Genomic DNA, 22,122 nt, shown 5'->3' with positions numbered 1-22,122 from the left:
GCCTGCGGTCTAGGTGTTCATTGAATCGAAGAATTCGCCATTGGATTTGGTCTGCTTCAACTTGGAAAGCAGGAATTCAATCGCGTCTGTGGTCCCCATCGGGTTGAGGATGCGGCGCAGCACAAAGGTCTTCGCCAGGTCGCCCTTATCCACCAGCAGGTCTTCCTTACGGGTACCGGATTTAAGAATATCGATCGCCGGGAATACGCGCTTGTCCGCGATCTTACGATCCAGCACGATTTCAGAGTTACCGGTGCCTTTGAATTCTTCGAAGATAACTTCATCCATCCGCGAACCGGTATCGATCAGCGCGGTTGCGATGATGGTGAGCGAGCCACCCTCTTCGATATTTCGGGCTGCACCAAAGAAACGCTTGGGACGTTGCAGGGCGTTTGCATCAACACCACCGGTCAGAACCTTACCCGAAGATGGCACCACAGTGTTAAACGCTCTACCAAGTCTTGTGATAGAATCGAGAAGAATGACAACATCTCGTTTATGCTCGACCAGACGCTTGGCTTTCTCAATCACCATCTCAGACACTGCAACGTGGCGTGTGGCCGGCTCATCAAAGGTTGAGGACACCACCTCACCTTTTACAGAGCGCTGCATATCGGTCACCTCTTCGGGGCGCTCATCGATCAAGAGAACGATCAGATAACACTCAGGATGGTTCTTTTCGATCGAGTGGGCGATATTTTGCAGCAGAACCGTTTTACCAGTCCGTGGCGGAGCTACGATCAGCGAACGCTGGCCCTTACCAATAGGAGCAACCAGATCGATCACACGGGCCGAACGGTCTTTGACGGTGGGATCTTCGATCTCCATCTTCAGACGTTCATCGGGATACAGCGGCGTCAGGTTATCAAAGGCGATCTTGTGGCGCGCTTTTTCAGGCGTTTCAAAGTTGATCTTGGTGACATTGGTCAGCGCAAAATAACGCTCAGTTTCCAAGGGTGCTTTGATTTGACCTTCAACGGTATCACCAGTGCGCAGCGAATACTGGCGGATCATTTCCGGCGAAACATAGATATCGTCAGGACCCGGCAGATAGTTTGCTTCGGGGGAGCGCAGAAAGCCAAAGCCGTCTTGCATCACTTCCAGAACGCCGTCACCACCGATCTCCCAGCCTTCATCTGCGCGTTCACGCAGGATCTGGAACATCATTTCACCCTTACGCATGGTAGAGGCGTTTTCGATCTCCAGCTCTTCGGCCTGGGCCAAAAGCGCCTTGGGGCTTTGCGCCTTTAGATCTGACAGGTTCAGAGTTTGCACGGTCATGATTACACGGCCTCTATGCCCATGATGAATGGGGCGTTCGTTATATGAATACGGAAAAATCGGAATCCCGGATGGGCCCGCTTAAAGCCCATATAGGCAGTTGCTGCCGGCGAGTCAAATCTTCTGCTAAAATTTGAAGATCACAGAAACCACAATCACAACCATCAACAAGGTCGGCACCTCATTCATCATGCGATACTGACGCCCGTTGAGCCGGTTCTTGCCGGCTTTGAAATCGCGAAAGCGATAGAGCAGCCAGTGATGAAACCAGGTCATCGCAATCACGCTTGCGCCCTTGGTCCAGGGCCAGATCATGCTCCAGTCGACAATCCCGGGTGTAAACACCATCCAGAGCCCTGCAAGCCACGCTACAACGCTTGCTGGGCGCATTATGACCTTCAGGAGCTTCTCTTCCATGATGAGGAACACAGGTTTGCATTCCTGCACCTTCTCTGCCTGCTCCACATGATACACAAACAGACGTGGCAGATAGAAAAGACCAGCCATCCAGCTCAGTACTGCCATGATGTGAAGTGATTTGGCATATGGGTAGATCATGTACATGAGATCAGTGCGATCCATGGCCTCGGTCTTTCCTGGCTCTGATCCCCCTTAAATATAATTATATTTTAAGAGGATGATGTTTTTGTAGTGTGGGTCGAAATCCGTGGATAATCGAGTCCCACACTGCATTATCCCCACATAGGATAAAATGACAGCGTGACAGGTTGTCCATCTGTGAATTCTTTCTTAACGCCATAAAATAAAGGCATTTAAGAAATTGTTTACGATCTTCAGGCTGGGGATAAACCTTGGAGGAATCGCCGGCAACCAACATATCCACTGTTTTTGAGTTATCCTCGTCCACGTGGGGCGAATCTGCCGGCGAAAGCCTGAGATTTTCCACTTTATTCACGACTTGCGGCGCGTAGGGATATCCATACAAAGCATTCTCAGCTGATCTTCATTTTACCCATGGGGTTTTCCACATGTCTGCCCACATCATCTTAGCCTCTGGATCTGAAATTCGGGCCCAACTCCTCCGTAATGCGGGAATTGATATCGATCAAATACCCGCTAAAGTTGATGAAGCGTCGATTAAGGCCAGTTTGCTCGCAGAAGCGGCGTCACCACGGGATATTGCGGATGCGCTGGCAGAGGCCAAAGCCCGCAAGGTAAGTGGCAAGCATCCGGACGCATTGGTTTTAGGCTGTGATCAGGTGCTGGATTTTAACGGCAAGATCCTATCAAAACCAAAATCAGCCGAAGAAGCGCTGACCCAGCTGAGCGAGATGCGCGGCAAGCGTCATATGTTATTGTCAGCCGCAGTGATCTATCGCGCCGGTGAGCCGATCTGGCGCCATGTTGGTCAGGTCAGGTTACAGATGCGGCAGTGCTCAGATGATTACTTGCAGGCTTATGTGGCGCGGAATTGGGACAGTATCCGCCATTGTGTTGGTGCTTATAAGCTAGAAGAAGAAGGTGTAAGGCTTTTCACAAACATCGAGGGCTCATATTTCAATGTCCTTGGTTTGCCGCTATTGGAACTGATTAATTATCTTGGACTGCAGGGAGCGATTGAGCAATGAGCGAAGCAAAAATCCCACTCGCCGGCGTTATCGGAAACCCGATCGCGCACTCAAAATCACCTCTTCTTCATGGCCACTGGCTGAAGACGCTGGGTATAGCTGGCCACTACGTGCCACTTCATGTCGAAGAAGATCAGCTCGAAGCGGTCATTCGCATGATGCCGAAAATGGGGTTTGTTGGTGCCAATGTGACCATCCCCCATAAAGAAGCGGTAATGAAAATCGCCGATCAAGTGACAGATCGCGCCAAACTGATGGGCGCGGCAAATACACTTATTTTCCGTCCCGATGGCAGCATTATGGCCGACAATACAGACGGTTATGGTTTTTTGACCAACCTCGTAGCAGGCGCGCCTGATTGGGATCCAAAGTCTGGACCTGCGGTTGTGCTTGGGGCCGGCGGTGCCTGTCGCGCGGTGATTGCTTCACTGCTGGAAGCCGGCGTGCCCGAGATCATCCTGACCAACCGCACACGCGATCGCGCAGAGCAGCTGAAATCCGATTTTGGTGGAAAAGTCCGTGTTGAAGAGTGGGTCCAGGCCGGCAACCTGCTCGAAGAGGGGAAGCTTGTGGTGAATACAACCTCGCTTGGTATGGTTGGAAAACCACGACTGCGTATCCCTTTGGATGGTATTCGCAAAGATGCTGTTGTGACTGATCTCATCTATACGCCTCTTAAAACCGACCTGCTGACCACAGCAGAAGAACTTGGCTGTACCACAGTTGATGGGCTGGGCATGTTGATCCATCAGGCGGTTCCGGGATTTGAACGTTGGTTTGGTACAAAGCCAGACGTCACCGAAGACACTCGCGCGGCGATCTTGGGATGAGTTTTCACCTTGGCCTGACCGGATCCATCGGCATGGGGAAAAGCACCACAGCACAGATGTTTGTGGCTGAGGGCTGCGCATTGTGGGATGCGGATCAGGCCGTGCATCGCCTGTATGGCCCGCAAGGTGTGGCAGTTGCACCTATTGGTGATTTGTTTTCTGATGCCATCGGCCCAGAAGGCGTGGATCGCACAGTGCTGAGATCTATCATCCAGACGGATCCAACCGCCCTGCCCCAGATCGAGGCCATTGTGCATCCTTTGGTGCAGGCGGATCGGGCTGCGTTTAAGGCGCAGGCCGACGCAGATGTATTGGTGTTTGATATTCCGCTGCTGTTTGAAACGGGCGGTGAGCAGGAAATGGATGCGGTTGCCTGTGTGTTTACCTCCGAAGAGGAACAGCAAAGGCGTGTTCTTGCACGGGGCACCATGACACAAGCCCAGTTCGAGCAGATCCGTGCAAAACAGATGCCGATCGATGAGAAAAAAGCCCGCTCGGATTTTCTGATCGAAACCGATACGGTTGAACATGCCAAAGAACAGGTGGCAGCTATCTTGCGCCAGATAAGAGCGGGTCAGAAACATGCGTGAAATTGTACTTGATACGGAAACCACCGGATTTGACCCAAATTCCGGTGATCGCATTGTCGAGATCGGTGCGGTTGAGCTGTTCAACCACATGCCTACGGGTGAAACCTATCACGTCTATATCAACCCGGAACGTTCAATGCCTGCAGAGGCGTTCTCTGTGCATGGGATTGGCCCGGATCTTTTGGAGCCGCCACAACAACCCGCAGCCGGCCAGGTAACGCTGCGCGACAAGCCGGTGTTTTCGAAGGTCGGACAATCATTTCTGGATTTTGTGCGCGATTCCAAGATGATCATCCACAACGCCAGCTTTGATATGAAGTTTCTCAATGCGGAACTGAAATGGATGGGCTTGCGGCAACTGCCAATGGATCAGGCCGTTGATACATTGACGATGGCGCGGCGCAAATTCCCAGGCTCGCCGGCGACGCTGGATGCATTGTGTCGCCGCTTTGGGATCGACAACTCCAACCGGACGCTGCACGGCGCGTTGCTTGACTCTGAAATTCTGGCGGATGTCTATCTGGAGCTTATCGGTGGGCGGCAGCCAGATTTTGGCTTGGCCACCGTCAAAGAAGAAGGCCCGGCAGCAGTAGCAGATGATTGGCGGCCAATGCCGCGCTCTACACCCCTGCCCGCACGTATTACAGCTGAGGAACAGGCTGCGCATGACGCCTTTGTTGAAAAACTGGGCGATGAGGCGATCTGGAAAACAGCAGGCCAATAAAAAACGCCACTGAAACCAGCGGCGCTTTTTTGAATTAAACTGAAAAGGCGCTTAGGCCTGCGGAGCCTGTGCTTCGCCTGCAGCCTGACGGCGTGCCAGTTCGTTGCGGTAGATTGCAACAAAATCGATGTTGTCCAGGTTCAACGGCGGGAAGCCACCGTCGCGGGTGACGTCCGACACGATGCGGCGCAGGAAGGGGAACAGCATGCGCGGGCATTCGATCAGCAGGAACGGGTGCAGCTGATCTTCCGGGATACCTTCGATGTGGAAAATGCCAACATATTCCAGCTCCAGAACAAACAGAACGCCTTCGCCATTCTTGTTCTTGGATTCAACAGTCAGCTTGGTGATGACTTCGAACTGGTTGTCAACGGAGCGTTTTTTCGCATCCAGAGCAACCTGAACATTTACATCTGGCTGAACCTCACCGCCGGTAACGCCTTTTTGCGCCATGACGTTTTCAAACGACATGTCACGGATGAACTGACCCAAAATCTTCATTTGAACCTGCGGTTGCTGCGGGGCGTCTGCAGCGCCATTCTCGGCCATGTATACTCTCCTAGAAATATTTATTAGGGTGTGCTTAGCAGCTTGATATTGCCAGCTCAACGGGTCCGGCTAAATGTCATTCATTCTTTACTTTTGTGATCAACCCATTTGGAAGGGCCTGTGCGGGGCTGATCTGGCTGAACCTCGTGAAATTCCCCGTCAATTGTATCGCCCTGCTGAAAGCCCTGTGGACCACGCGAATGATGCATTCCGCCCATTTGGCCCCCCATCTGAAAGCTGCTCACTTTGATTTTGCTGCGTAGGTAGTTGAAAACGGCAACCCGCACGCGTGGGATCAAAAGCGCGAAACCAACCGCGTCCGTAAAAAAACCGGGAGTCAAAAGCAAAGCGCCCGAAAAAAGGATCATCGCCCCATGCGCCAAAGGCTCAGTCGGATCAGAGAGATGGTTGAAAGACTGGCGCAGTTGCCCCATCGCCAATTGTCCCTGATTGCGCACAAGCCATGTGCCCAGAACCGCGGTAATCACAACAATCAGCAGTGTTGGACCCAATCCAATTGCACCGCCAACTTGAATAAACAGGGCGATTTCGATGATTGGCACCAGAACAAAGGCCAGAAAGAGATACATCACGGTTTCCTTGTATAGGACACGGGGTGGTAGACTTGATAGTGTTGCTCACCTACATAAGATCTGAGACACAAGGTTTCAAACAAAGCACGAACACCTAGCATGAGGTTTACATGGATTCGCCTGTAATTTCGCTTTTGATCCTGGCCGGTATCGCCATCTTCCTGATCCTGCGCCTAAAAAGCGTTTTGGGCACGCGCGAAGGTTTTGAAAAACCTCGTGTGCCGACCACCGAGACCCATCGCGCCAGCCATGACCTCGAAGTGATCGAAGGCGGGCCAGACAATGATATCATTGATCACGTGGATGCCGAAAGCCCACAAGCTCTGGCACTTGCTGCAATGAAGCGTGTTGAACATAGCTTCAGCGTCAGCGACTTTGTGCAGGGTGCACGGGGTGCCTATGAAATGATCCTCATGGGATTTGAAAATGGCGAACTTGCCGATATCCAACCCTTCCTGGCGGAAGACGTGTATGAGAGCTTTGTTGATGCAGTTGCGGCCCGCGAAGATCAGGGGCTGACAATTGATGCCAACTTCATTGGGGTGCGCGAAACCACATTGGTCAACGCGACCTTTGATGAAAGCAGCCGCACAGCTGAAGTCACCATGCGCTTTGTGGGTGAGCTGACCTCGGTGGTGAAAAACAGCGAAGGTGAAATCGTCGAAGGCGACAGCAAATCCATCAAACGCCAGAAAAATACTTGGGTCTTTGCACGTCAAATGGGTGAAAATGATCCCAACTGGCAACTGGTTGCTACAGACGCATGAAGAAGACGCTCCGCACGGCATTGGGTGTTTCTGCCCTCTGTGGCGCCACATTGGGTGCTGGCGGAGCGAGTTCCGAAACCACCGTCAAACTGATGGAGTTTTCTCAGCTTGACGGGTGGAGCAATGATGATCACGCGCGGGCCTTTAATGCATTTATGGAGACCTGCCCGGATCTAGATGATCCTGATTGGAGCGCGCTTTGTGCAGTTGCACAGACACAGGGCGCGCAGTCGGCCAAATCGTTTTTTGAACTCTTCTTTCGGCCGGTAATGGTGGAAGATGGGAAAAAGGCCCTGTTTACCGGCTATTTTGAGCCTGAGCTATCTGGGGCACGGCGACCATCTGCGCGCTATAAATATCCGGTGTATCGTCTACCAGCTGAGGCGCGCCGTGTCGGCAAATGGCTGTCACGTCGTGATATTTTGACCAGTGGCGTGATGGATGGGCGCGGGCTGGAAATCGCCTGGGTCGATGACCCGGTTGAACTGTTTTTCTTGCAAATTCAGGGATCTGGCCGCATCCGTATGAGTGACGGTTCCGTGGTGCGGGTGGGATACGGTGGCGCAAATGGTCACGAGTACCGTTCCATCGGTCAAGAGCTGGTGCGTCGCGGTGTCTATAATGCCCACCAGGTCAGCGCGCAGGTCATCAAAAACTGGGTCAAACGCAACCCAGCTGCGGGGCGTGAGCTGTTGATGCACAACCCGTCATATGTGTTTTTCCGTGAGGTCAATCAGGTTCGCGCCAGCAAAGGCCCGCTTGGCGCAATGAACCGTTCTGTGACAGCGATGCGCAGCATTGCAGTGGATCCTGCTTATACCCCGCTTGGAGCGCCGGTTTGGGTGGAAAAAGACGGCGCCGAAAGCCTGCGTCGTTTGATGATTGCGCAGGATACCGGCTCCGCGATCAAAGGTGCGCAGCGCGCTGATATCTTTTTTGGCACCGGTGATGCAGCCGGCCTTGCTGCGGGAAAATTGCGTGATCCGGGGCGTATGTATGTGCTTTTGCCCATTCAACGCGCCTATGCGCTATTGGCGGAAGATCTCTAATGACCCGGCGCAAATTAACGGATGAGGAAATCGACCTTTGGAAGAAGGTCGCCAAACAGACTGAGCGGATGCATCCCGAAGTGGCGCCTTCGCCCCATCCAAAATCATTGCCCAAGCCCAAACCCCAAAAGCCGGTTACCTTTCGGGGGGAAACGTTTGAGGTTGGCTCTAAGGCTCAGGCTCCGGCACCGAAACACAATCTGAAACCTTCTATTGCCAGTGCGCTGTCAGATCGCGGTGTGCAAATGGATGAAAAAGCTTTTCGCCGGATGAAGCGCGGCAAATTAAAGCCCGAGGGCAAGCTTGATCTGCACGGGATGCGCATCGATACGGCCCACCCTGCCCTGACACGGTTTATTCTGTCGGCGCAGGCTTCTGGAAAGCGGCTGGTGTTGGTGATCACCGGCAAGGGAAAGCATCGCGATGAGCCTGGGCCCATGCCGATTCCACGTGGGGTTTTGCGCCATAAGGTGCCGCAGTGGCTTTCGCTACCGCCTTTGGCGCAGGCTGTGCTGCAGGTCACACCCGCGCATCTTTCACATGGCGGCGAAGGTGCGTATTACGTCTATCTGCGCCGTTCACGGTGAGGATTGGGGCACTGCCGGCTGCGCGGGGTCTTCAAGCTTCACTCTGACTGCCCCGCCAAGTTTGCTGAAACGTCCGGGCAACAGACGTGCGAGATGTGTTTGCGAACCATCCAATGTGTCTGCTGCTGTTCTTAACCGTCTGAGAAGCGCAATAAGTTCGGGAGAATTGGCAACCGGGAAATGATTGAGATCGCGACTGCGTTTGAGATCTGAGGTATCGATCACCTGTACTGGCAGATCTTTGAGCCGTTCAAGTGATCTGATATTGCCCAGACGTTCCCGCGTATTGGTGCCACGCAGCCGTTGCGAAAGCCCCAAAGCCCGATCGCGGCTATTGGCAAAGATCAAAAATGGCTGAGGAACGCTCTGAAACCGCTTAAGCTGGCTTTTGAACAGGTCGACATCTAGATCCGGCGACATCAATATGATGGCCGACAGATTGCGGCTAGACCAGCCCGGTGATTGAATTTCGATCTGGCGCAGCGTTTCCATGGTGACTTGTGTACCAAGCGAATGAGCCACAATAATCACCGGAACACCAGTTGCCTTGCGCGTTTGACGCAGGAGCCGTTCAAGCCCATCTCGGGCAAACAAGGCGCTGTCTTCATCGTAGGCATAGCCAAGCGGTGCACCGCGGCTGGGCCAGGAATAGAAAATGGTGGCTCCTGGTATTTCGATATCGTGTTTGAGCTGGGCCGTGCGAAATGCGGCTTCTGCATGGGTGTTGTTGAAACCATGCACAAAAATGGTGATTTCGCGCAGCGGAGCAGGTTCCTTTTTGAGCACGTCAGAGATGCGGCGTCTGAAACTTTCATCACTATGAAGCGTCTGGGAAGTAAGCACAAAGTCGGTGGTCGGATCAGGGGTCGCGCCGCCCAATGACAGGGTCCCTTTTTCCCGATCGGGCGGAATGGAGACGTCCAATTCAAGCAGGCTAAGGGCTTCAGCCCGCTCGAACCCAAATTCAGATCCCATCGCCTTGCGGCTGGTTGCGCCAAAGACAATCTCTTGGCTGCCAACTGATGTTGCGGCATGCAATAGCGGTGCCGCGTCTCGATCCTGGGCGCATGATGCCAAAACCATAAGGCAGAGACCAAGAATGACTGAAAAGCTGCGCCGCATGTACCCAATCCGAAAAACAGAATTGACGACAGGCTATCCGCGCTGTCGTCAATGTCCAGTGTTTCACAATCAGGTTTTAAATCAGAGCACGTAGCGGCTCAAATCGCTGGAACGACTGAGTTCAGCCAAGTTGTTGCTGACAAATTTCGCATCAACGGTGATTTCCTCACCGCCGCGATCAGGAGCACTAAAGGACAGCTCCTCAAACACGCGTTCCATTACAGTATAGAGTCGGCGTGCCCCGATGTTTTCAACGCTTTGGTTCACCTCAGCCGCCATTTTAGCAAGCGCGGAAATCCCATCATCGGTAAAGGTCACAGTGACTTCTTCCGTGCCCATCAATGCACTGTACTGACGGGTCAGCGCATTATCGGTTTCGGTGAGGATGCGAACAAAATCAGCCTCGGTCAACGCGCGCAGGTTCACCCGGATTGGCAGACGGCCCTGAAGCTCGGGCAGCAGATCCGAGGGTTTTGCGATGTGAAACGCACCAGAGGCAATAAACAGGATATGGTCGGTTTTGATCGGGCCATGTTTGGTGCTGACGGTGGTGCCTTCAATCAGCGGCAGCAAGTCGCGCTGCACGCCTTCACGGCTGACATCGCCACCGCGGGCATCGGTCCGCGCGCAGACCTTATCGATTTCATCAAGGAACACGATGCCGTTTTGTTCAACTGACTCCAGCGCCGTGCGGGTCACGGTTTCATCATCAAGAATTTTGTCAGCTTCTTCTTCAATCAACACATCATAGCTGTTTGCAACGGTCATTTTTTTGCGCACGGTGCGTGCGCCCATGGCTTTGCCGAACAGATCACCAATGTTCATCATGCCCATATTGGCACCGGGCTGGCCCGGAATTTCAAACATGCCACCCATCGGATTTGAGCTATCCGCGATATCGAGCTCAATCTCTTTGTCATCAAGCTCGCCGGTTAGCAGCTTTTTGCGAAACATTTCCAGCGTGCTCTCACGGGCGTTCTCGCCGGCAATAGCCGCAAGCACACGATCCTCGGCAGCTTTACGCGCTTTGGCACGCACGTCTTCGCGCATCAGCTCGCGGGTTTGCAAAATCGCGGTATCAACCAGATCGCGCACGATCTGTTCCACATCGCGGCCGACATAGCCCACTTCGGTGAATTTGGTTGCTTCGACCTTGATAAAAGGCGCGCGTGCAAGCTTGGCCAAGCGACGTGAAATTTCGGTTTTACCAACGCCGGTGGGGCCAATCATCAGGATGTTTTTGGGATATACTTCATCGCGGATTTCATCGGACAGCTGTTTGCGCCGCCAGCGGTTACGCAATGCAACCGCCACTGCGCGTTTGGCTTCGTTTTGACCGATGATAAACCGGTCCAGTTCCGAGACGATTTCACGAGGCGTAAGATCTGTCATGGTTTTCCTGACTTAGTGAGATGGCGGCAACCGGTGAACCGGTATCGCGCCAGAAACGAGAGAGAGTAGCGCGGCACGGATACGTGTCCAGAACGCACCCAGCACCACAAGAAAAATGCCCAGCAAAAAGATTATCATCGCGGCGCCGTCACCTTCAAACACAGTGGCGGCCAAAGTTACGATATACCCAATTGCGGCAATTAGGAACGAACGACGATCGATCAGGATCGCTACAAAAGCAAATAGGAGCAATATCCCCAGCAACATCAGGTTGGCGACTGATGTGTCGTTTTGCAGCAAGCTAAGCGCAATAGTGTTCACCAGTGCCGGCGCGGCAATCACATGGAGCCAGAACCCCTGTGCCGAGCGGCGTGTAACCCTATGGGGGTCGCTCATGTCAAACCACATAGCGACAGCAAAGACGAATGCACCCACCGCTAGGGTGATAAACGCAAAGGGCCCGGCAGCGGACAATAGAAACAGATCGCTGAAATCGCTTGGTGCGCTGCCGGCCTGAAGCCCACCCACAAGAAATGCAAAGCCAAAGATGCCAAACGCGATCAAGGCCATGGCAAAGGGGACTTTGAACCTCAGCCAATAGATGAAAATCGCACCAGTGCTGAGCGCGATAGGCATCAAAAGGCTCGTATAGTCTTGCTGCGCGATCATAAACGGCTGTGCCAGCCAGGCGTTAAAGCCGACCCCGGCGTTTGCGGCAAACAAAAGCGACAGCGCAATTGCTGGCGCAACCATTCGGCGTTTGCGGATGAAATATTCTGATAATCCCCACAGTACCGCAGCTGCAATCACCACAGACAGGATGATCCGGCCGGTGACATCGCCGGCTGTGGCAACCAAGGCGATGCTGTTGATACCAACCCAACCAGAGGTCAGGATTGCCAGGCCAACAACGATAAATATCTCGTTGAAGCCTTTGAACAGCTCAAACGGTTCATCGCCTTCCGATAGATCCTGACGCGCACCGCGCCGAGAATCCGCCAGCGCCTTGAGCGAGGCTGCCTGGGCCTCATTCAGCAATCCAGATCCTACCGCTGCGCGAAGATCGTCAGAATTGATCATTTTCCAATGCTTTCCACGGTGAGATTGCCATTGGTGTAAACGCAAATATCTGCTGCAATCGCCATCGCATCCCGGGCCACGGCCTCTGCGGATTTATCGCTGTCCATCATGGCCCGTGCAGCCGCCAATGCAAAATTCCCACCGGAACCAATCGCTGCCACATCATGCTCTGGCTCCAGCACATCACCAGCACCGGTAATGACAAACATATCGCTGCCATCGGTCACGATCAGCATGGCTTCCAGTTTTTGCAGGTATTTATCGGTGCGCCAGTCCTTGGCCAGCTCAACACTTGCCCGCGCCAATTGGCCTGGGGTCGCCTCAAGCTTTGCTTCGAGCCGTTCCAGCAGGGTGAATGCATCTGCAGTGGAGCCGGCAAAGCCCGCCACAACATCATATCCCCCTGGTGACAGACGACGAACTTTGCGCGCGCTGCCTTTGATCACGGTCTGGCCAAGCGACACCTGGCCATCGCCGGCCAACACCACTTCGCCGTCTTTTTTCACACCGATGATAGTGGTCCCGTGCCATCCGGGAAAATCCGTGTCTGCCATGTTTATCTCCGCTTTTCTTGCCCTCTATATGGATCGCGACCTGCTATGGCACAAGAGAGCACTGGTTTGAGGGTTGGATATCAGCGATTTAGCGAGGCTTGCAGGGGAGAAACATCAAACTTCTATGGCTGAGGTAATTCATAAACTGTCTATTTGTTATGCAATGAGTGCAGATCAGGCCTGAAAAATCAGCAATTGTGAGACTCAGGAACGACGCATAACTAGCGCTGATACAACCGACACTGGGTCGGCTGTTTCATATAAGGATCAGCGCTGATGGCTACTATTAGCAATACACACGCGCCGCTCGGAGCAGTCTCTATTCTCCGTGTGGTAGATACAGTAATCGCTGCGGAAAAAGCAGTGATCCGCTGGAACCAGAAACGCATTACGCGTAAAGAACTTTCTCGTCTGAGCGACAGACAGCTTGATGACGTTGGACTGTGCCGCGCAGATCTTTACGATCTGTAAGAAAGATTTCAAAAAATCTTCAAGCCGCCCATTTTGAGGCGGCTTTTATTTTGCCTAGCCTTAGGACTGGGCAAAGAAAAAGGGCGCCAAGAGACGCCCTGAATTCCGATCATTGTTGCAAAACTTAGATGGATTCGTCGATCCAGCTTTGCAGAGCAGCTTTGGGTGCTGCGCCGGCGCGGTTGGATACAACCTGGCCGTCTTTGAAGATGAACAGCGCAGGAATGCCACGCACGCCCATTGCGGCGGCAGCGTTCGGGTTGCTGTCTACATCTACTTTGGCAATTTTCACCTTGCCATCGTATTCGGCTGCCAGCTCTTCGAGAGCCGGACCAATTTGTTTACAGGGGCCGCACCATTCGGCCCAGAAATCTACCACTACGGGCACATCAGAGTTTTTAACTTCGGCATCAAAGGTTGCGTCGGTTACGGCAACGGTCGACATAGGATTGTCTCCTGAGAGTTGGCAACTGAAACTGGAACCTAGGTAGCGCGCCCCAGATCGTCAAGGTTCCAGAGGCTGGAACTGGGGTTCTGACACAAGATCGTGTGGAAGTCTCATGAGTTTGGCATCACGCGTCCAGAGGATCGCGGTTTCAATTTTATGATCCGGATAGATTTGCCGCAGCCCATGCGCATAGGCTGCCATCTGCCGCAAAATTCCTTCAGGGCATTGCGATGCTGTCGTTGGAACCACCGCGTTTGATTTGAAATCCACTGCCAGAATGCAGTCATCCTGGATCACAATCCGGTCGATAATCCCGTACATGCGTCGACCAGAAAAATTAGCACTCATCGGAACTTCGGCCAAAGTGTCAGGGGCAAAGATCTGTGCCAATTCTGGCGCCGTGACCACGTTGCGCGCCTCTGCCAACAGCTCGTCCAGGTCATCGCGATCTCCAATCAAGCGATGCGCCAAAGCGTCCCAGTTTTCTGGTGCGGTATCTGGAAGGTGCTCAAGCAAAAGGTGGAGTGCCGAGCCGCGTGCCTTGGCGGCCTCTTCATCCAATCCCTGTTCGCCAAATAGCGCCTTTGCGCCCCCAAGATCCGAGGGGCTGATCGTTGCGGTTGGCGGGTGATAATCTGGGGCAGATTGGGTGAAAACACCTGGCAAGGGCAGGGTGGTTTCTTCGTGCGTGGTTGGGGAAATTAGCTCCAGCCCCTCCCAATCACCATGGCTCAGCCGCAGGCCTTGTTCGCCATTTTCCGTGGCACCACGTGCACGCGCTGCGGCTTCAACAAGCTGGTACCAGCTGTCTCCCTCTTTTGAGAGATCGCCGGCGGCGGCTACGATTAACCATTTTTCCGCCCGAGTTAGAGCCACATATAGCAGGCGGAGCCGTTCATTGGTGAGCTTCTCCTGCGCGGCATCGCGTGCTGAACGCATTGCTTGTGGCATCTGCTCCTTGGGCAGTTTCCACACAGGCGTATTTTGGGCCAGAAGGATTTCATCATCCCGGGGGGCCTGGCGTTTTGCCGTATCTGGTAAGATTACAATCGGGGCTTCCAACCCTTTGGAACCATGCACCGACATCACCCGGACCATATTACCAACTGCGCCCATCTGACGTTTGATTTCCAAATCATCCGCCTGCATCCAGGTGAGAAAACCGGTGAGGCTGGGCACTTCGCTGCGCTCATAGGAAAGCGCCTGTGACAAAAGCGCGTTGATCCCATCTTCTGCCTCGATGCCAAGACGACCAAGCAGGTGTCTGCGTCCATCATGGCGCGTCAGAATGCGCTCAATAAGATCAAAGGGGCGTAAGAAATCGGTCTGATCGCGCAGATCATTTAGGACTGCAAGCGTTTCGGGAAACTCATCTGCGCGCCCGCGCAAAGCCGTCCAAAGATATGGCGTGTCGCGTCGGTGCGCGAGGTCAAAGAGCTGTTGCTCACTCCAGCCAAACAGCGGCGATTTCAAAGCTGCAGCCAACGAGAGCGAGTCTTCAGGTGTCGCCAGAAACGAAAGCAGCGCCGCGATGTCTTTTACCGCCAGTTCCGCACCAACTTTTAACCGGTCGGCGCCGGCAATTGGCAGATCAGCGGCCTTACAGGCACGGATGATTTCGGAAAACAGCTCTGATCGGCGTTGCACCAGGATGAGAAAATCGCCGGGCTCAACCGGACGGCGCGCAAAACTTCCCCGTTCGGTGCCATCACAGGGGATGGTCTCGCGATCATCGATCATCCGTTTGATTTCACGAGCGATATTTTCTGCAAGGATCACCGTATGGTGGCGTTTTCCGGGGCGATCAACCGGATCGGTCCAATCCTGATCTTCGTCGTCTGTGACCTTTTCAACCACGGGCCAAATATCAACCCGCCCCGGCAAGTCAGTTTTGAACGCGCGGTGCAGTGCATCTTTTTGAAAGCCCGCACCGGTGTTGCCCTGAAAAATCTCATCCACCAATCCAAGGATCGCAGCAGAGGAACGGAAGGAATATTCAAGCGATGTGGTTTGCAGCTGCGATCCCACCTCAGACAGGCGGTGGCCAAACTCCTGCTGCATCCGCAAGAACGCGTCCGGATCAGCCCCTTGGAAGGAGTAGATCGACTGTTTCATATCGCCCACAACAAAGATCGTGCGCTCCACTTGTGAGCGCGCGCCTTCACCCGCAGTAAATTCCTGTGCGAGTTTTTCCACCACATCCCATTGTACCGGGCTGGTGTCTTGTGCCTCATCGACAAGGATATGATCGATGCCGCCGTCCAATCGATATAGCACCCATGCGGCCACAGCGGGATCATTGAGCAACTGGCGGGCCTTAAGCACGAGATCGTCAAAATCGAGCCAGCCGCGCAACTGTTTGCGCCGCTCATATTCGGGCAGAAATAGCGCCGCGAATTGATGCAGAAGATGCGTTTTCTGCACCGCTGCGAGGGCCAATCGTTTGCTGCGCGCATCTTCTACCCGCAACATAAACGGCTCCACTCGGCTCATAAGATCTGGATGCTCAACCCGTAGTTTTTTGGTGGGAAAACTGCCGACTTTGGCGCTGAATGGCTCTTTGGCACTGGCTCCGGTTAGGAAAACACTCTCTAACAAGGATAAAACCGATAGTTCGACGGATTTTATCGTGCTTAGCTTTGCCGCAGCCTTTTGGTCATTTGCGCCGCCAGTGTTCAGCACTTCGATCAAACGCTCTAACAGCTCTTCTTCGCCGCCAATGAACACATCCGCCAGAAGCGCCGCGTGATCATAGCCTTCTGGTAGATCAAACAGCGCACATAGATCAGCACGTGACAATGGCGTTTCAAAATGCTGGCGTTTGTGCGCAACGGCGCTGGTGAGCGAGGAAAAATCACCGTCACTTACATGGGGGGCAAGCGCCTCAATCAGCTGCGCTTCAGCCCCATCGGCAAAGCTTTCGACGATTTCCGCCTGCAACAAGGCAATGGCGCGATCTTCCATTTCGGAAAACTGCGGGCTGACCTTTGCTTCGAGTGGGAAACGGCGCAGGAGCGCCGCGCAAAACGAGTGGATTGTTTGAATTTTCAAACCACCCGGCGTTTCAATCGCGCGGGCAAACAAGGTACGTGCCTGCGCCAGTCCTTCCTCGTTGACGGCATCGCCGGCCCCAAGGTCGGTGAGGGCCTCAATCAGTTTGGCATCTGACAACATTGCCCATTCACCGAGCCGTTTGAACAGGCGGTTCTGCATCTCGCTGGCGGCGGCTTTGGTGTAGGTCAGGCAAAGGATATGCTGCGGCTGCACCCCTTTTAGCAAGAGGCGCGCCACGCGATCAGTCAGAACCTTGGTTTTGCCAGAGCCCGCATTGGCGGATAGCCAGGTTGAGGCATCGGGGCGGGCAGCGCGAAACTGTGCCTCAGAGGCTGCATTGCGGGTGTTCATGTCAAAACCTCGGGCACGGTATCTGAGCTGCGATCCCATTCGCCGTATCGGGCGAGGTGGTCGTAATCTCCTGCGATGTCGTCTTTGTGCATCATGCGGCGGCTACTGTAGCCTTGATTAGGGTCGAAATAGGCCTTAATCAGGGTGCGCAATTCCTCCCAGACCTTTGCCGGGGTTTCGCTGTCCAAGGGGGCGGTGACTTCGCTGAGACCTGCGCCCACACCTAGGAAGGTTGCGCTTTTTACCTCGGTTGGTCCTACGCTTTCAAAGGCGCCATTTTCGGCCATGGCGGCCTCTATTAACAGCTGCTTTTCGAATTTCTTCTGCTGTGGCTGGCTGGGTGGTTTTCCGGTTTTGTAATCAAACAGATGGGCAAATCCGTACTGATCCACATCTATCCGGTCAGCCCGACAGGCGATGGAGAAATCAAGCGGATCAAGCCGGATTTCACCCTTGCTTTCAAATGCGATATCAGCGGCGCGCGCTTGGCGACCAGCTTCGGCATTGATGAAATCACCGGCCAGCGCTTCCAGCCGCGCAAGCCAAAGTTTGCGTGCGATGGGCCAAGGCACGTCAGATTCAAGCTGCTGGCGCGCGGTTTCTATCAGCCGTTCCGGGGTGAGCAACGCGGGAATATCCCAGGCTGCTTTGATGAAATCTTCAAACACCTGGTGCACCACAATACCGCGCAGCAAGGCGTCAGGTTCGTGTACCAGACTGTTCAGCGGTTTCAGCCGCAGCACATGTTTCGCGTAAATCGCATAGGGGTCACGGATCAACCTTGGGATTTCGGTGACGGTTAGTCGGCGTGGGCGTGCAGTCACCGGTGGGCGTGGGGCAGGGCGGTGTGCGGGTGGTATAGCGGTTGGCGCTTCAAGCGTTTTGGCCCAGGACAGCCATTTTTGCCCACGTGTGCGCATCGTTGCCAGCGCATCACGCCCCCCTTGATCTGGCAGACCTGTAAGCAAATTTGTCAGCCTGTTCAGCCAGCGTGATGGCACCGTGTCTGCTTCGTCAGAGCGTTCCGAACGGGTAAGCCAGACCTCACGCCCGGCGATGGCCTGCTGAAAATCATGCGCGGCCAGGCCGATGCGTCGCTCTGGTAGTAATAGCCCGGCCTGGCTGCGCATCTGTCGATTGAGCCAGGGATCGGGGCTTGCGGCTTCGGGCCAGCTGCCTTCATTCAGGCCGCCAAGGATGACAAGATCTGCACCTTGAACGCGTGCCTCAAGCGTGCCCCAGATCATGATAGAGCCATAGGGCGCATCACGGTCGCGGACCTCACCCTGCGCAAGGAGTGCGCCAAGAAGATCGGCAAAGTCACGGGCCGACATATCGCCGCCGTATTGGGCGGATGCTTCGAGTTCTTCGAGAATACGGGCGGCTTCTCGGCCGGCTTTTTGATCCCACAGGCCGCCGCTGCCTTCATCATTGCAGCCTTGCGCAATCTTTTCAGCGCAGCTGCGCAGGTGCGCGCACCACTTGGTCAGCGGCAGATCACCCAAGATATGTGTTTCCGCAAAACACGCGCTGAGCCAATCAATCCAGCCTTCCGTCAACGTGCGCCCGTGGGCAAATGCGGCAAAACTATCCGCATCCGGGAAGGGCGGGCCATTGCGGCGGATGTTCAGCTCAAGGTCGCGCGTGTGCAGCAGGTGGGTGCCGCGATCATGGCCACTGTGGGTGAGCGGGTGCTTAAGCAGTGTCAGCAAAGCATCCGGGTTGAGCTGTTTGGTAAACAGCGCAACCACATGACGCAGGAAGCGACCGGGAGGGGAGAGCTGCAGCGGCAAGCCTGCAGAATCATCCGGCAAGATATCCCATCGATCCAGTGCAGAAGCCACCTGTCGCGTCAGCATCCGATCGGGTGTGATCAGCGCTGCGGTTTGTCCATCTTCCGCAGCTTGCCGTAGGCGCAACGCAATTGCCAATGCCTCGGCGCGGGGGCTGTCTGCTTCAACCAGGGTAAGCTGTTCAGTTGCCTTATCCAGATCTGTTAATCTGGGCCCTTCGCGCATCCACGCATCCGTCACAGGTGCAGGGCGCAGGGCGAGCGATACCAGCCGATTGCGCGCTGGAGAACATGGGGCAGCTGCAGTCCAGGGGTGAACATCCGCGGGGGAAAGATCAAGATTCTGGATGAGCTTATAGAACCGGTATTGCGGGTGGTCTTCTGATGTCAGCGGGTTCTGCAGCTCAGCCCAGACGTGATCGGGTTGATCAAAATCATATCCGGGCAGGATCACAGCACCTTGGGGCAGGCGCGCGATGGCCTCCATAAGCAAAAGCGTGGTGCCGCGTGATCCGGTGGACCCCGCCAGGATGATTGGGTGTTGGGGCGGGGTCTGTTCCCAGCGGGCAATCAAATCCAGCACGATCTGGCGCTGACGCGATTCCTTGTCGAGCGCATCATCATGCAGGTTCACAAGGTCATCAGCGATGCCAATGAATGCCTGCGCACGGGCCCAGTGATCAGACATGCTCGACACATCCAGCGCGCGAATGGTATCGGTGCTGACCCCTTCGCCCTGCATTTCATCGATTAACGTGGCGAGGCTGTCTGAGAGATCATAAAGCGATGCACGTGACGCCAGATCGGGCTGGGCATCCAGAAGTTTTGACACCAGTTGCGAAAGTTCAAGCCGCCGGCGCAGCGGGGGCAGGGCGTCCGGCAGATCAGAATGTATATGACGCGCTGCGAGCTCACCAAGCAGTGAAACGCGCGGCAACAGCAAGGCGGGCCCCGTTTCAAACAATTGCCGCACACGACGTGCCATGCGTGAGGTGTTCACAATCACCTCGCATCGCGCCAGATCCTGCGGCGGCAGATGATTGCTGCGCGCGATCAGACCTTCAACAAGAGCCTGCGGGAAATCGACGCCGCAAGGCACTGCAAATATGCGCGGATTTTGAGTGTGTTCAAACATCTGATGCGATCAATTCTTCAGCCAGAGGAATGCAATCCGGACGCCCAACATCACACCACTTTCCATCATATTCGGCACAATAGAGCCTGTTTTCCTGAGCCATCAGATCCCAGACCTTGTTCAATGAAAACGCGGTATCCGGGATTTCTGCAAGCTTTTCGGTTTTGATGATTTGAAGCCCACCATAGACCATATTGCCCCCACGGCTTGGCCGCCCCTGATTATCCAGGGTGAAATCACCTCCGCCGATACGACCCAGGGTGCGTTCAATCGGAACACATAGTAGCAGCGCATCCATGTCGTCCGGGCGCCAGGCATTGATCAGCGCGTGAAACGGATTGGGGCCATGCCAGATCACATCGGGGTTCATGGTGATCGCAGTATCAGAGCCTAACAAAGGCAATGCCTTACGTAACCCACCCCCCGTTTCAAGGATTTCATCCGCCTCGTGGCTGATCAGGACACCTTCCAGATGGTCATGAAGCTGATCTGCCAGATAATGTGTGTTGGCGACTATTGGATTATGAGTGCTGGGCGCGGCTTTGATCAGATCAAGGGCGTGGTCGATCAACGCTTTGCCTGCTACCCTGATCAAGGGTTTTGGCTGGTGTTGGGTCAACTCTCCCATCCGGGTGCCAAAGCCAGCTGCAAATATCATCACTGGGAACGCGTTCATGGCAGCAGAGTCTTTCGCGCTGTTTCTGTTGGGGCGGGGATGAGTTGGTAAAACATCGGAGCAAACTCCGCAAATAGTGGCTGTTTCAGCACCCGCTCGAGATAGCCCCAAACCCGTGGCATAAAGTCTAAATACGCGGGTTTGCCGCGTTCTGCAGACAGGCGGGCGAAACCTCCGATAATGCGGAAATTCCGTTGAAAACCCAGTGTCCAATAAGCGTTTTCAAATGCCTCTGCGTCGATATCCGAGTTTTTGATATAATAGCTGAGCATCTCTTGCTCGAGCGTTTCAGGCACGTCCCGGCGCGCATCTTGCAACAAGGACATCAGATCATAGGCAGGGTGGCCAATCATCGCATCCTGAAAATCCAATAGCCCCACACGGGCGACTCCATCCCGATCTGGCAACCACAGCAGGTTTTCCGCGTGATAGTCGCGTTGTACCAGAACCTTTGGTGAAGCAGCGTGTTGATCCAGCAGATGCGCCAGCGCCTGTTCAAGACGCTGCCTGTCGGCTGGTGCAATCCCCCCACGAGTTTTGGCGCAGTAGATTTCAAATACCGGGGCGCAGACCCCGATCATTTTTGCGGTATCATAGGGTGGAACTTCGGGAACTGGGCACTGGTGCAGATGCAACAAGACATCCACCGCCGCACGATAGAGCCGGTTTTCGTCTTCTGGATGCGCGGCAACATGTTCTTTGAAACGTGCATTGCCAAGATCTTCGATCAAGAGAAACCCATTGGCGCAGTCTTGCGCATAGATCTCAGGCGCGCTGAACCCCTGTTGGCGCAGGTATTCATCGATCGCAATAAAGGGGCGCACATTTTCCCCACGCTCAGGCGCGGCATCCATCAAAATGGCAGTGTCTTGCCCCAGCGTGAGTCGGTCGTAGCGACGGTTTGAGGCATCACCCGTCATCGAGGACGTGCGCGCATAGGCCCATTGTGTTGTGTTCAAAAAGCTCTGTTTGAGAGTGTCACGCGTGGTCATCGGTTATTTTCTTCATAAGTGGTGCCCATTTTGGGTGGCTCCAAGTCAGCGAAAGATGGCGTGCGTCATCTGAAACGGTGCAAAGATCAAATGCTATATTAAGCGCGTGGTCTGGTGTTTCAGTTTCAAGCCGGTCCGGCCATTCCACCAATGTGATGTGATGATCAAACGCATCAACCAGGCCAAGTTCATAGATCTCATCTACGGCGCTGAGGCGATAAAGGTCGCTGTGCCAGATTTCACAAAGGGGGCCGTCGTAGACCTGAACCAAGGTGAACGTCGGAGAGGGCACATCCTCGGGCGTTGGCAATAGTGATTGTATTGCGGCACGGGCAAAATGGCTTTTGCCGACACCAATATCACCGCTCAGCAAAATACAATCGCCAGGGCGGAGCGCGCTGGCGATTGTTTGGGCCAATTTGGTCATGTGATCCGGGCTAGGGATCATGAGCGTTAAGGCAGAAACTGTCATGGAGCCAAAATGACCCTGTCCCGC

Annotated in this window: 22 protein-coding genes; 8 read left to right on the top strand and 14 right to left on the bottom strand. The window is 54.4% G+C overall.

Annotated elements, in window-relative coordinates:
- Positions 1-9 precede the first annotated feature (9 nt).
- A complete protein-coding gene (rho, locus tag GG681_RS04340; protein WP_153545479.1) occupies positions 10-1,281 on the bottom strand; it encodes a transcription termination factor Rho in 1,272 nt (423 codons plus the stop codon).
- Positions 1,282-1,407: 126 nt separating this feature from the next.
- Positions 1,408-1,863 (bottom strand): CopD family protein, encoded by a 456-nt coding sequence (locus tag GG681_RS04335; RefSeq protein ID WP_153545477.1) that lies wholly within the window; start codon positions 1,861-1,863, stop codon positions 1,408-1,410.
- Positions 1,864-2,270: 407 nt separating this feature from the next.
- Between GG681_RS04335 and GG681_RS04330 the strand changes: the two genes are divergently transcribed.
- The 4 genes from GG681_RS04330 to dnaQ are packed head-to-tail and all read left to right on the top strand — an operon-like array spanning position 2,271 to position 5,014.
- The gene (locus GG681_RS04330) at positions 2,271-2,870 is read left to right on the top strand and encodes a Maf family protein (RefSeq protein WP_153545475.1); all 600 of its coding nucleotides are present in this window, start codon (positions 2,271-2,273) and stop codon (positions 2,868-2,870) included.
- Complete coding sequence (locus tag GG681_RS04325; protein ID WP_153545473.1) at positions 2,867-3,700, top strand: shikimate dehydrogenase; 834 nt, start codon at positions 2,867-2,869, stop codon at positions 3,698-3,700. Before GG681_RS04330 ends, GG681_RS04325 begins: the two co-directional genes overlap by 4 nt.
- Positions 3,697-4,290, top strand: a complete 594-nt coding sequence (gene coaE / locus GG681_RS04320) for a dephospho-CoA kinase (RefSeq protein WP_153545471.1) — start codon at positions 3,697-3,699, stop codon at positions 4,288-4,290. The genes GG681_RS04325 and coaE overlap by 4 nt, the downstream gene beginning before the upstream one ends.
- On the top strand, positions 4,283-5,014 hold the full coding sequence (gene dnaQ / locus GG681_RS04315) for a DNA polymerase III subunit epsilon (RefSeq protein ID WP_153545469.1): 732 nt from the start codon (positions 4,283-4,285) through the stop codon (positions 5,012-5,014). Before coaE ends, dnaQ begins: the two co-directional genes overlap by 8 nt.
- 51 nt (positions 5,015-5,065) lie before the next feature.
- On the opposite strand, the gene secB is transcribed toward dnaQ, so the two are convergent.
- Together secB and GG681_RS04305 are read right to left on the bottom strand one after the other, a co-directional pair.
- Complete coding sequence (secB, locus tag GG681_RS04310) at positions 5,066-5,563, bottom strand: protein-export chaperone SecB (protein WP_153545467.1); 498 nt, start codon at positions 5,561-5,563, stop codon at positions 5,066-5,068.
- 80 nt (positions 5,564-5,643) lie between these two features.
- Entirely contained in the window at positions 5,644-6,153 is a 510-nt protein-coding gene (locus tag GG681_RS04305; protein ID WP_153545465.1) for an FxsA family protein, read from the bottom strand.
- A gap of 113 nt (positions 6,154-6,266) precedes the next feature.
- Here GG681_RS04305 and GG681_RS04300 point away from each other — a divergent pair, with 113 nt between their 5' ends.
- The 3 genes from GG681_RS04300 to GG681_RS04290 are packed head-to-tail and all read left to right on the top strand — an operon-like array spanning position 6,267 to position 8,559.
- On the top strand, positions 6,267-6,923 hold the full coding sequence (locus GG681_RS04300) for a Tim44/TimA family putative adaptor protein (RefSeq protein ID WP_153545463.1): 657 nt from the start codon (positions 6,267-6,269) through the stop codon (positions 6,921-6,923).
- A complete protein-coding gene (mltA, locus tag GG681_RS04295; protein ID WP_153545461.1) occupies positions 6,920-7,972 on the top strand; it encodes a murein transglycosylase A in 1,053 nt (350 codons plus the stop codon). Before GG681_RS04300 ends, mltA begins: the two co-directional genes overlap by 4 nt.
- Complete coding sequence (locus tag GG681_RS04290; RefSeq protein ID WP_153545459.1) at positions 7,972-8,559, top strand: Smr/MutS family protein; 588 nt, start codon at positions 7,972-7,974, stop codon at positions 8,557-8,559. The genes mltA and GG681_RS04290 overlap by 1 nt, the downstream gene beginning before the upstream one ends.
- On the opposite strand, the gene GG681_RS04285 is transcribed toward GG681_RS04290, so the two are convergent.
- The 4 genes from GG681_RS04285 to hslV all read right to left on the bottom strand — a co-directional run bounded on the left by GG681_RS04285 (position 8,551) and on the right by hslV (position 12,707).
- On the bottom strand, positions 8,551-9,681 hold the full coding sequence (locus GG681_RS04285; RefSeq protein WP_153545457.1) for an alpha/beta hydrolase: 1,131 nt from the start codon (positions 9,679-9,681) through the stop codon (positions 8,551-8,553). The two genes, GG681_RS04290 and GG681_RS04285, sit on opposite strands and share 9 nt — an antisense overlap.
- Positions 9,682-9,762: 81 nt before the next feature.
- The gene (gene hslU / locus GG681_RS04280) at positions 9,763-11,073 is read right to left on the bottom strand and encodes an ATP-dependent protease ATPase subunit HslU (RefSeq protein WP_153545455.1); all 1,311 of its coding nucleotides are present in this window, start codon (positions 11,071-11,073) and stop codon (positions 9,763-9,765) included.
- Between the two features lie 12 nt (positions 11,074-11,085).
- On the bottom strand, positions 11,086-12,153 hold the full coding sequence (locus tag GG681_RS04275) for a hypothetical protein (RefSeq protein ID WP_153545453.1): 1,068 nt from the start codon (positions 12,151-12,153) through the stop codon (positions 11,086-11,088).
- On the bottom strand, positions 12,150-12,707 hold the full coding sequence (hslV, locus tag GG681_RS04270) for an ATP-dependent protease subunit HslV (RefSeq protein WP_153545451.1): 558 nt from the start codon (positions 12,705-12,707) through the stop codon (positions 12,150-12,152). Before hslV ends, GG681_RS04275 begins: the two co-directional genes overlap by 4 nt.
- Before the next feature lie 276 nt (positions 12,708-12,983).
- On the opposite strand from hslV, the gene GG681_RS04265 reads away from it, so the two are divergent.
- Positions 12,984-13,178 carry a DUF1127 domain-containing protein gene (locus GG681_RS04265; protein ID WP_153545449.1) on the top strand — a complete coding sequence of 65 codons (195 nt, stop codon included), beginning with the start codon at positions 12,984-12,986 and terminating at the stop codon, positions 13,176-13,178.
- A gap of 124 nt (positions 13,179-13,302) precedes the next feature.
- Here GG681_RS04265 and trxA read toward each other — a convergent pair whose 3' ends face one another.
- The 6 genes from trxA to tsaE are packed head-to-tail and all read right to left on the bottom strand — an operon-like array spanning position 13,303 to position 22,098.
- The gene (trxA, locus tag GG681_RS04260; protein WP_153545447.1) at positions 13,303-13,623 is read right to left on the bottom strand and encodes a thioredoxin; all 321 of its coding nucleotides are present in this window, start codon (positions 13,621-13,623) and stop codon (positions 13,303-13,305) included.
- A 60-nt stretch (positions 13,624-13,683) separates the two neighbouring features.
- The gene (gene addA / locus GG681_RS04255) at positions 13,684-17,031 is read right to left on the bottom strand and encodes a double-strand break repair helicase AddA (RefSeq protein WP_153545445.1); all 3,348 of its coding nucleotides are present in this window, start codon (positions 17,029-17,031) and stop codon (positions 13,684-13,686) included.
- Positions 17,028-19,958 (bottom strand): double-strand break repair protein AddB, encoded by a 2,931-nt coding sequence (gene addB, locus GG681_RS04250; protein WP_153545443.1) that lies wholly within the window; start codon positions 19,956-19,958, stop codon positions 17,028-17,030. The genes addA and addB overlap by 4 nt, the downstream gene beginning before the upstream one ends.
- The gene (locus tag GG681_RS04245; protein WP_235899726.1) at positions 19,951-20,634 is read right to left on the bottom strand and encodes a nucleotidyltransferase family protein; all 684 of its coding nucleotides are present in this window, start codon (positions 20,632-20,634) and stop codon (positions 19,951-19,953) included. Before GG681_RS04245 ends, addB begins: the two co-directional genes overlap by 8 nt.
- Positions 20,631-21,626, bottom strand: a complete 996-nt coding sequence (locus tag GG681_RS04240; protein ID WP_153545441.1) for an aminoglycoside phosphotransferase family protein — start codon at positions 21,624-21,626, stop codon at positions 20,631-20,633. Before GG681_RS04240 ends, GG681_RS04245 begins: the two co-directional genes overlap by 4 nt.
- Positions 21,613-22,098, bottom strand: coding sequence for a tRNA (adenosine(37)-N6)-threonylcarbamoyltransferase complex ATPase subunit type 1 TsaE (tsaE, locus tag GG681_RS04235; RefSeq protein WP_153545439.1), 486 nt, complete (start codon positions 22,096-22,098; stop codon positions 21,613-21,615). The genes GG681_RS04240 and tsaE overlap by 14 nt, the downstream gene beginning before the upstream one ends.
- Positions 22,099-22,122: the final 24 nt, after the last annotated feature.

The organism is Tritonibacter aquimaris (assembly GCF_009617595.1).
In the GTDB taxonomy this organism is placed as follows: domain Bacteria; phylum Pseudomonadota; class Alphaproteobacteria; order Rhodobacterales; family Rhodobacteraceae; genus Epibacterium; species Epibacterium aquimaris.
Note: the sequence above shows the minus strand (reverse complement) of the source record. Positions and strands in the feature narration are given on the sequence as shown.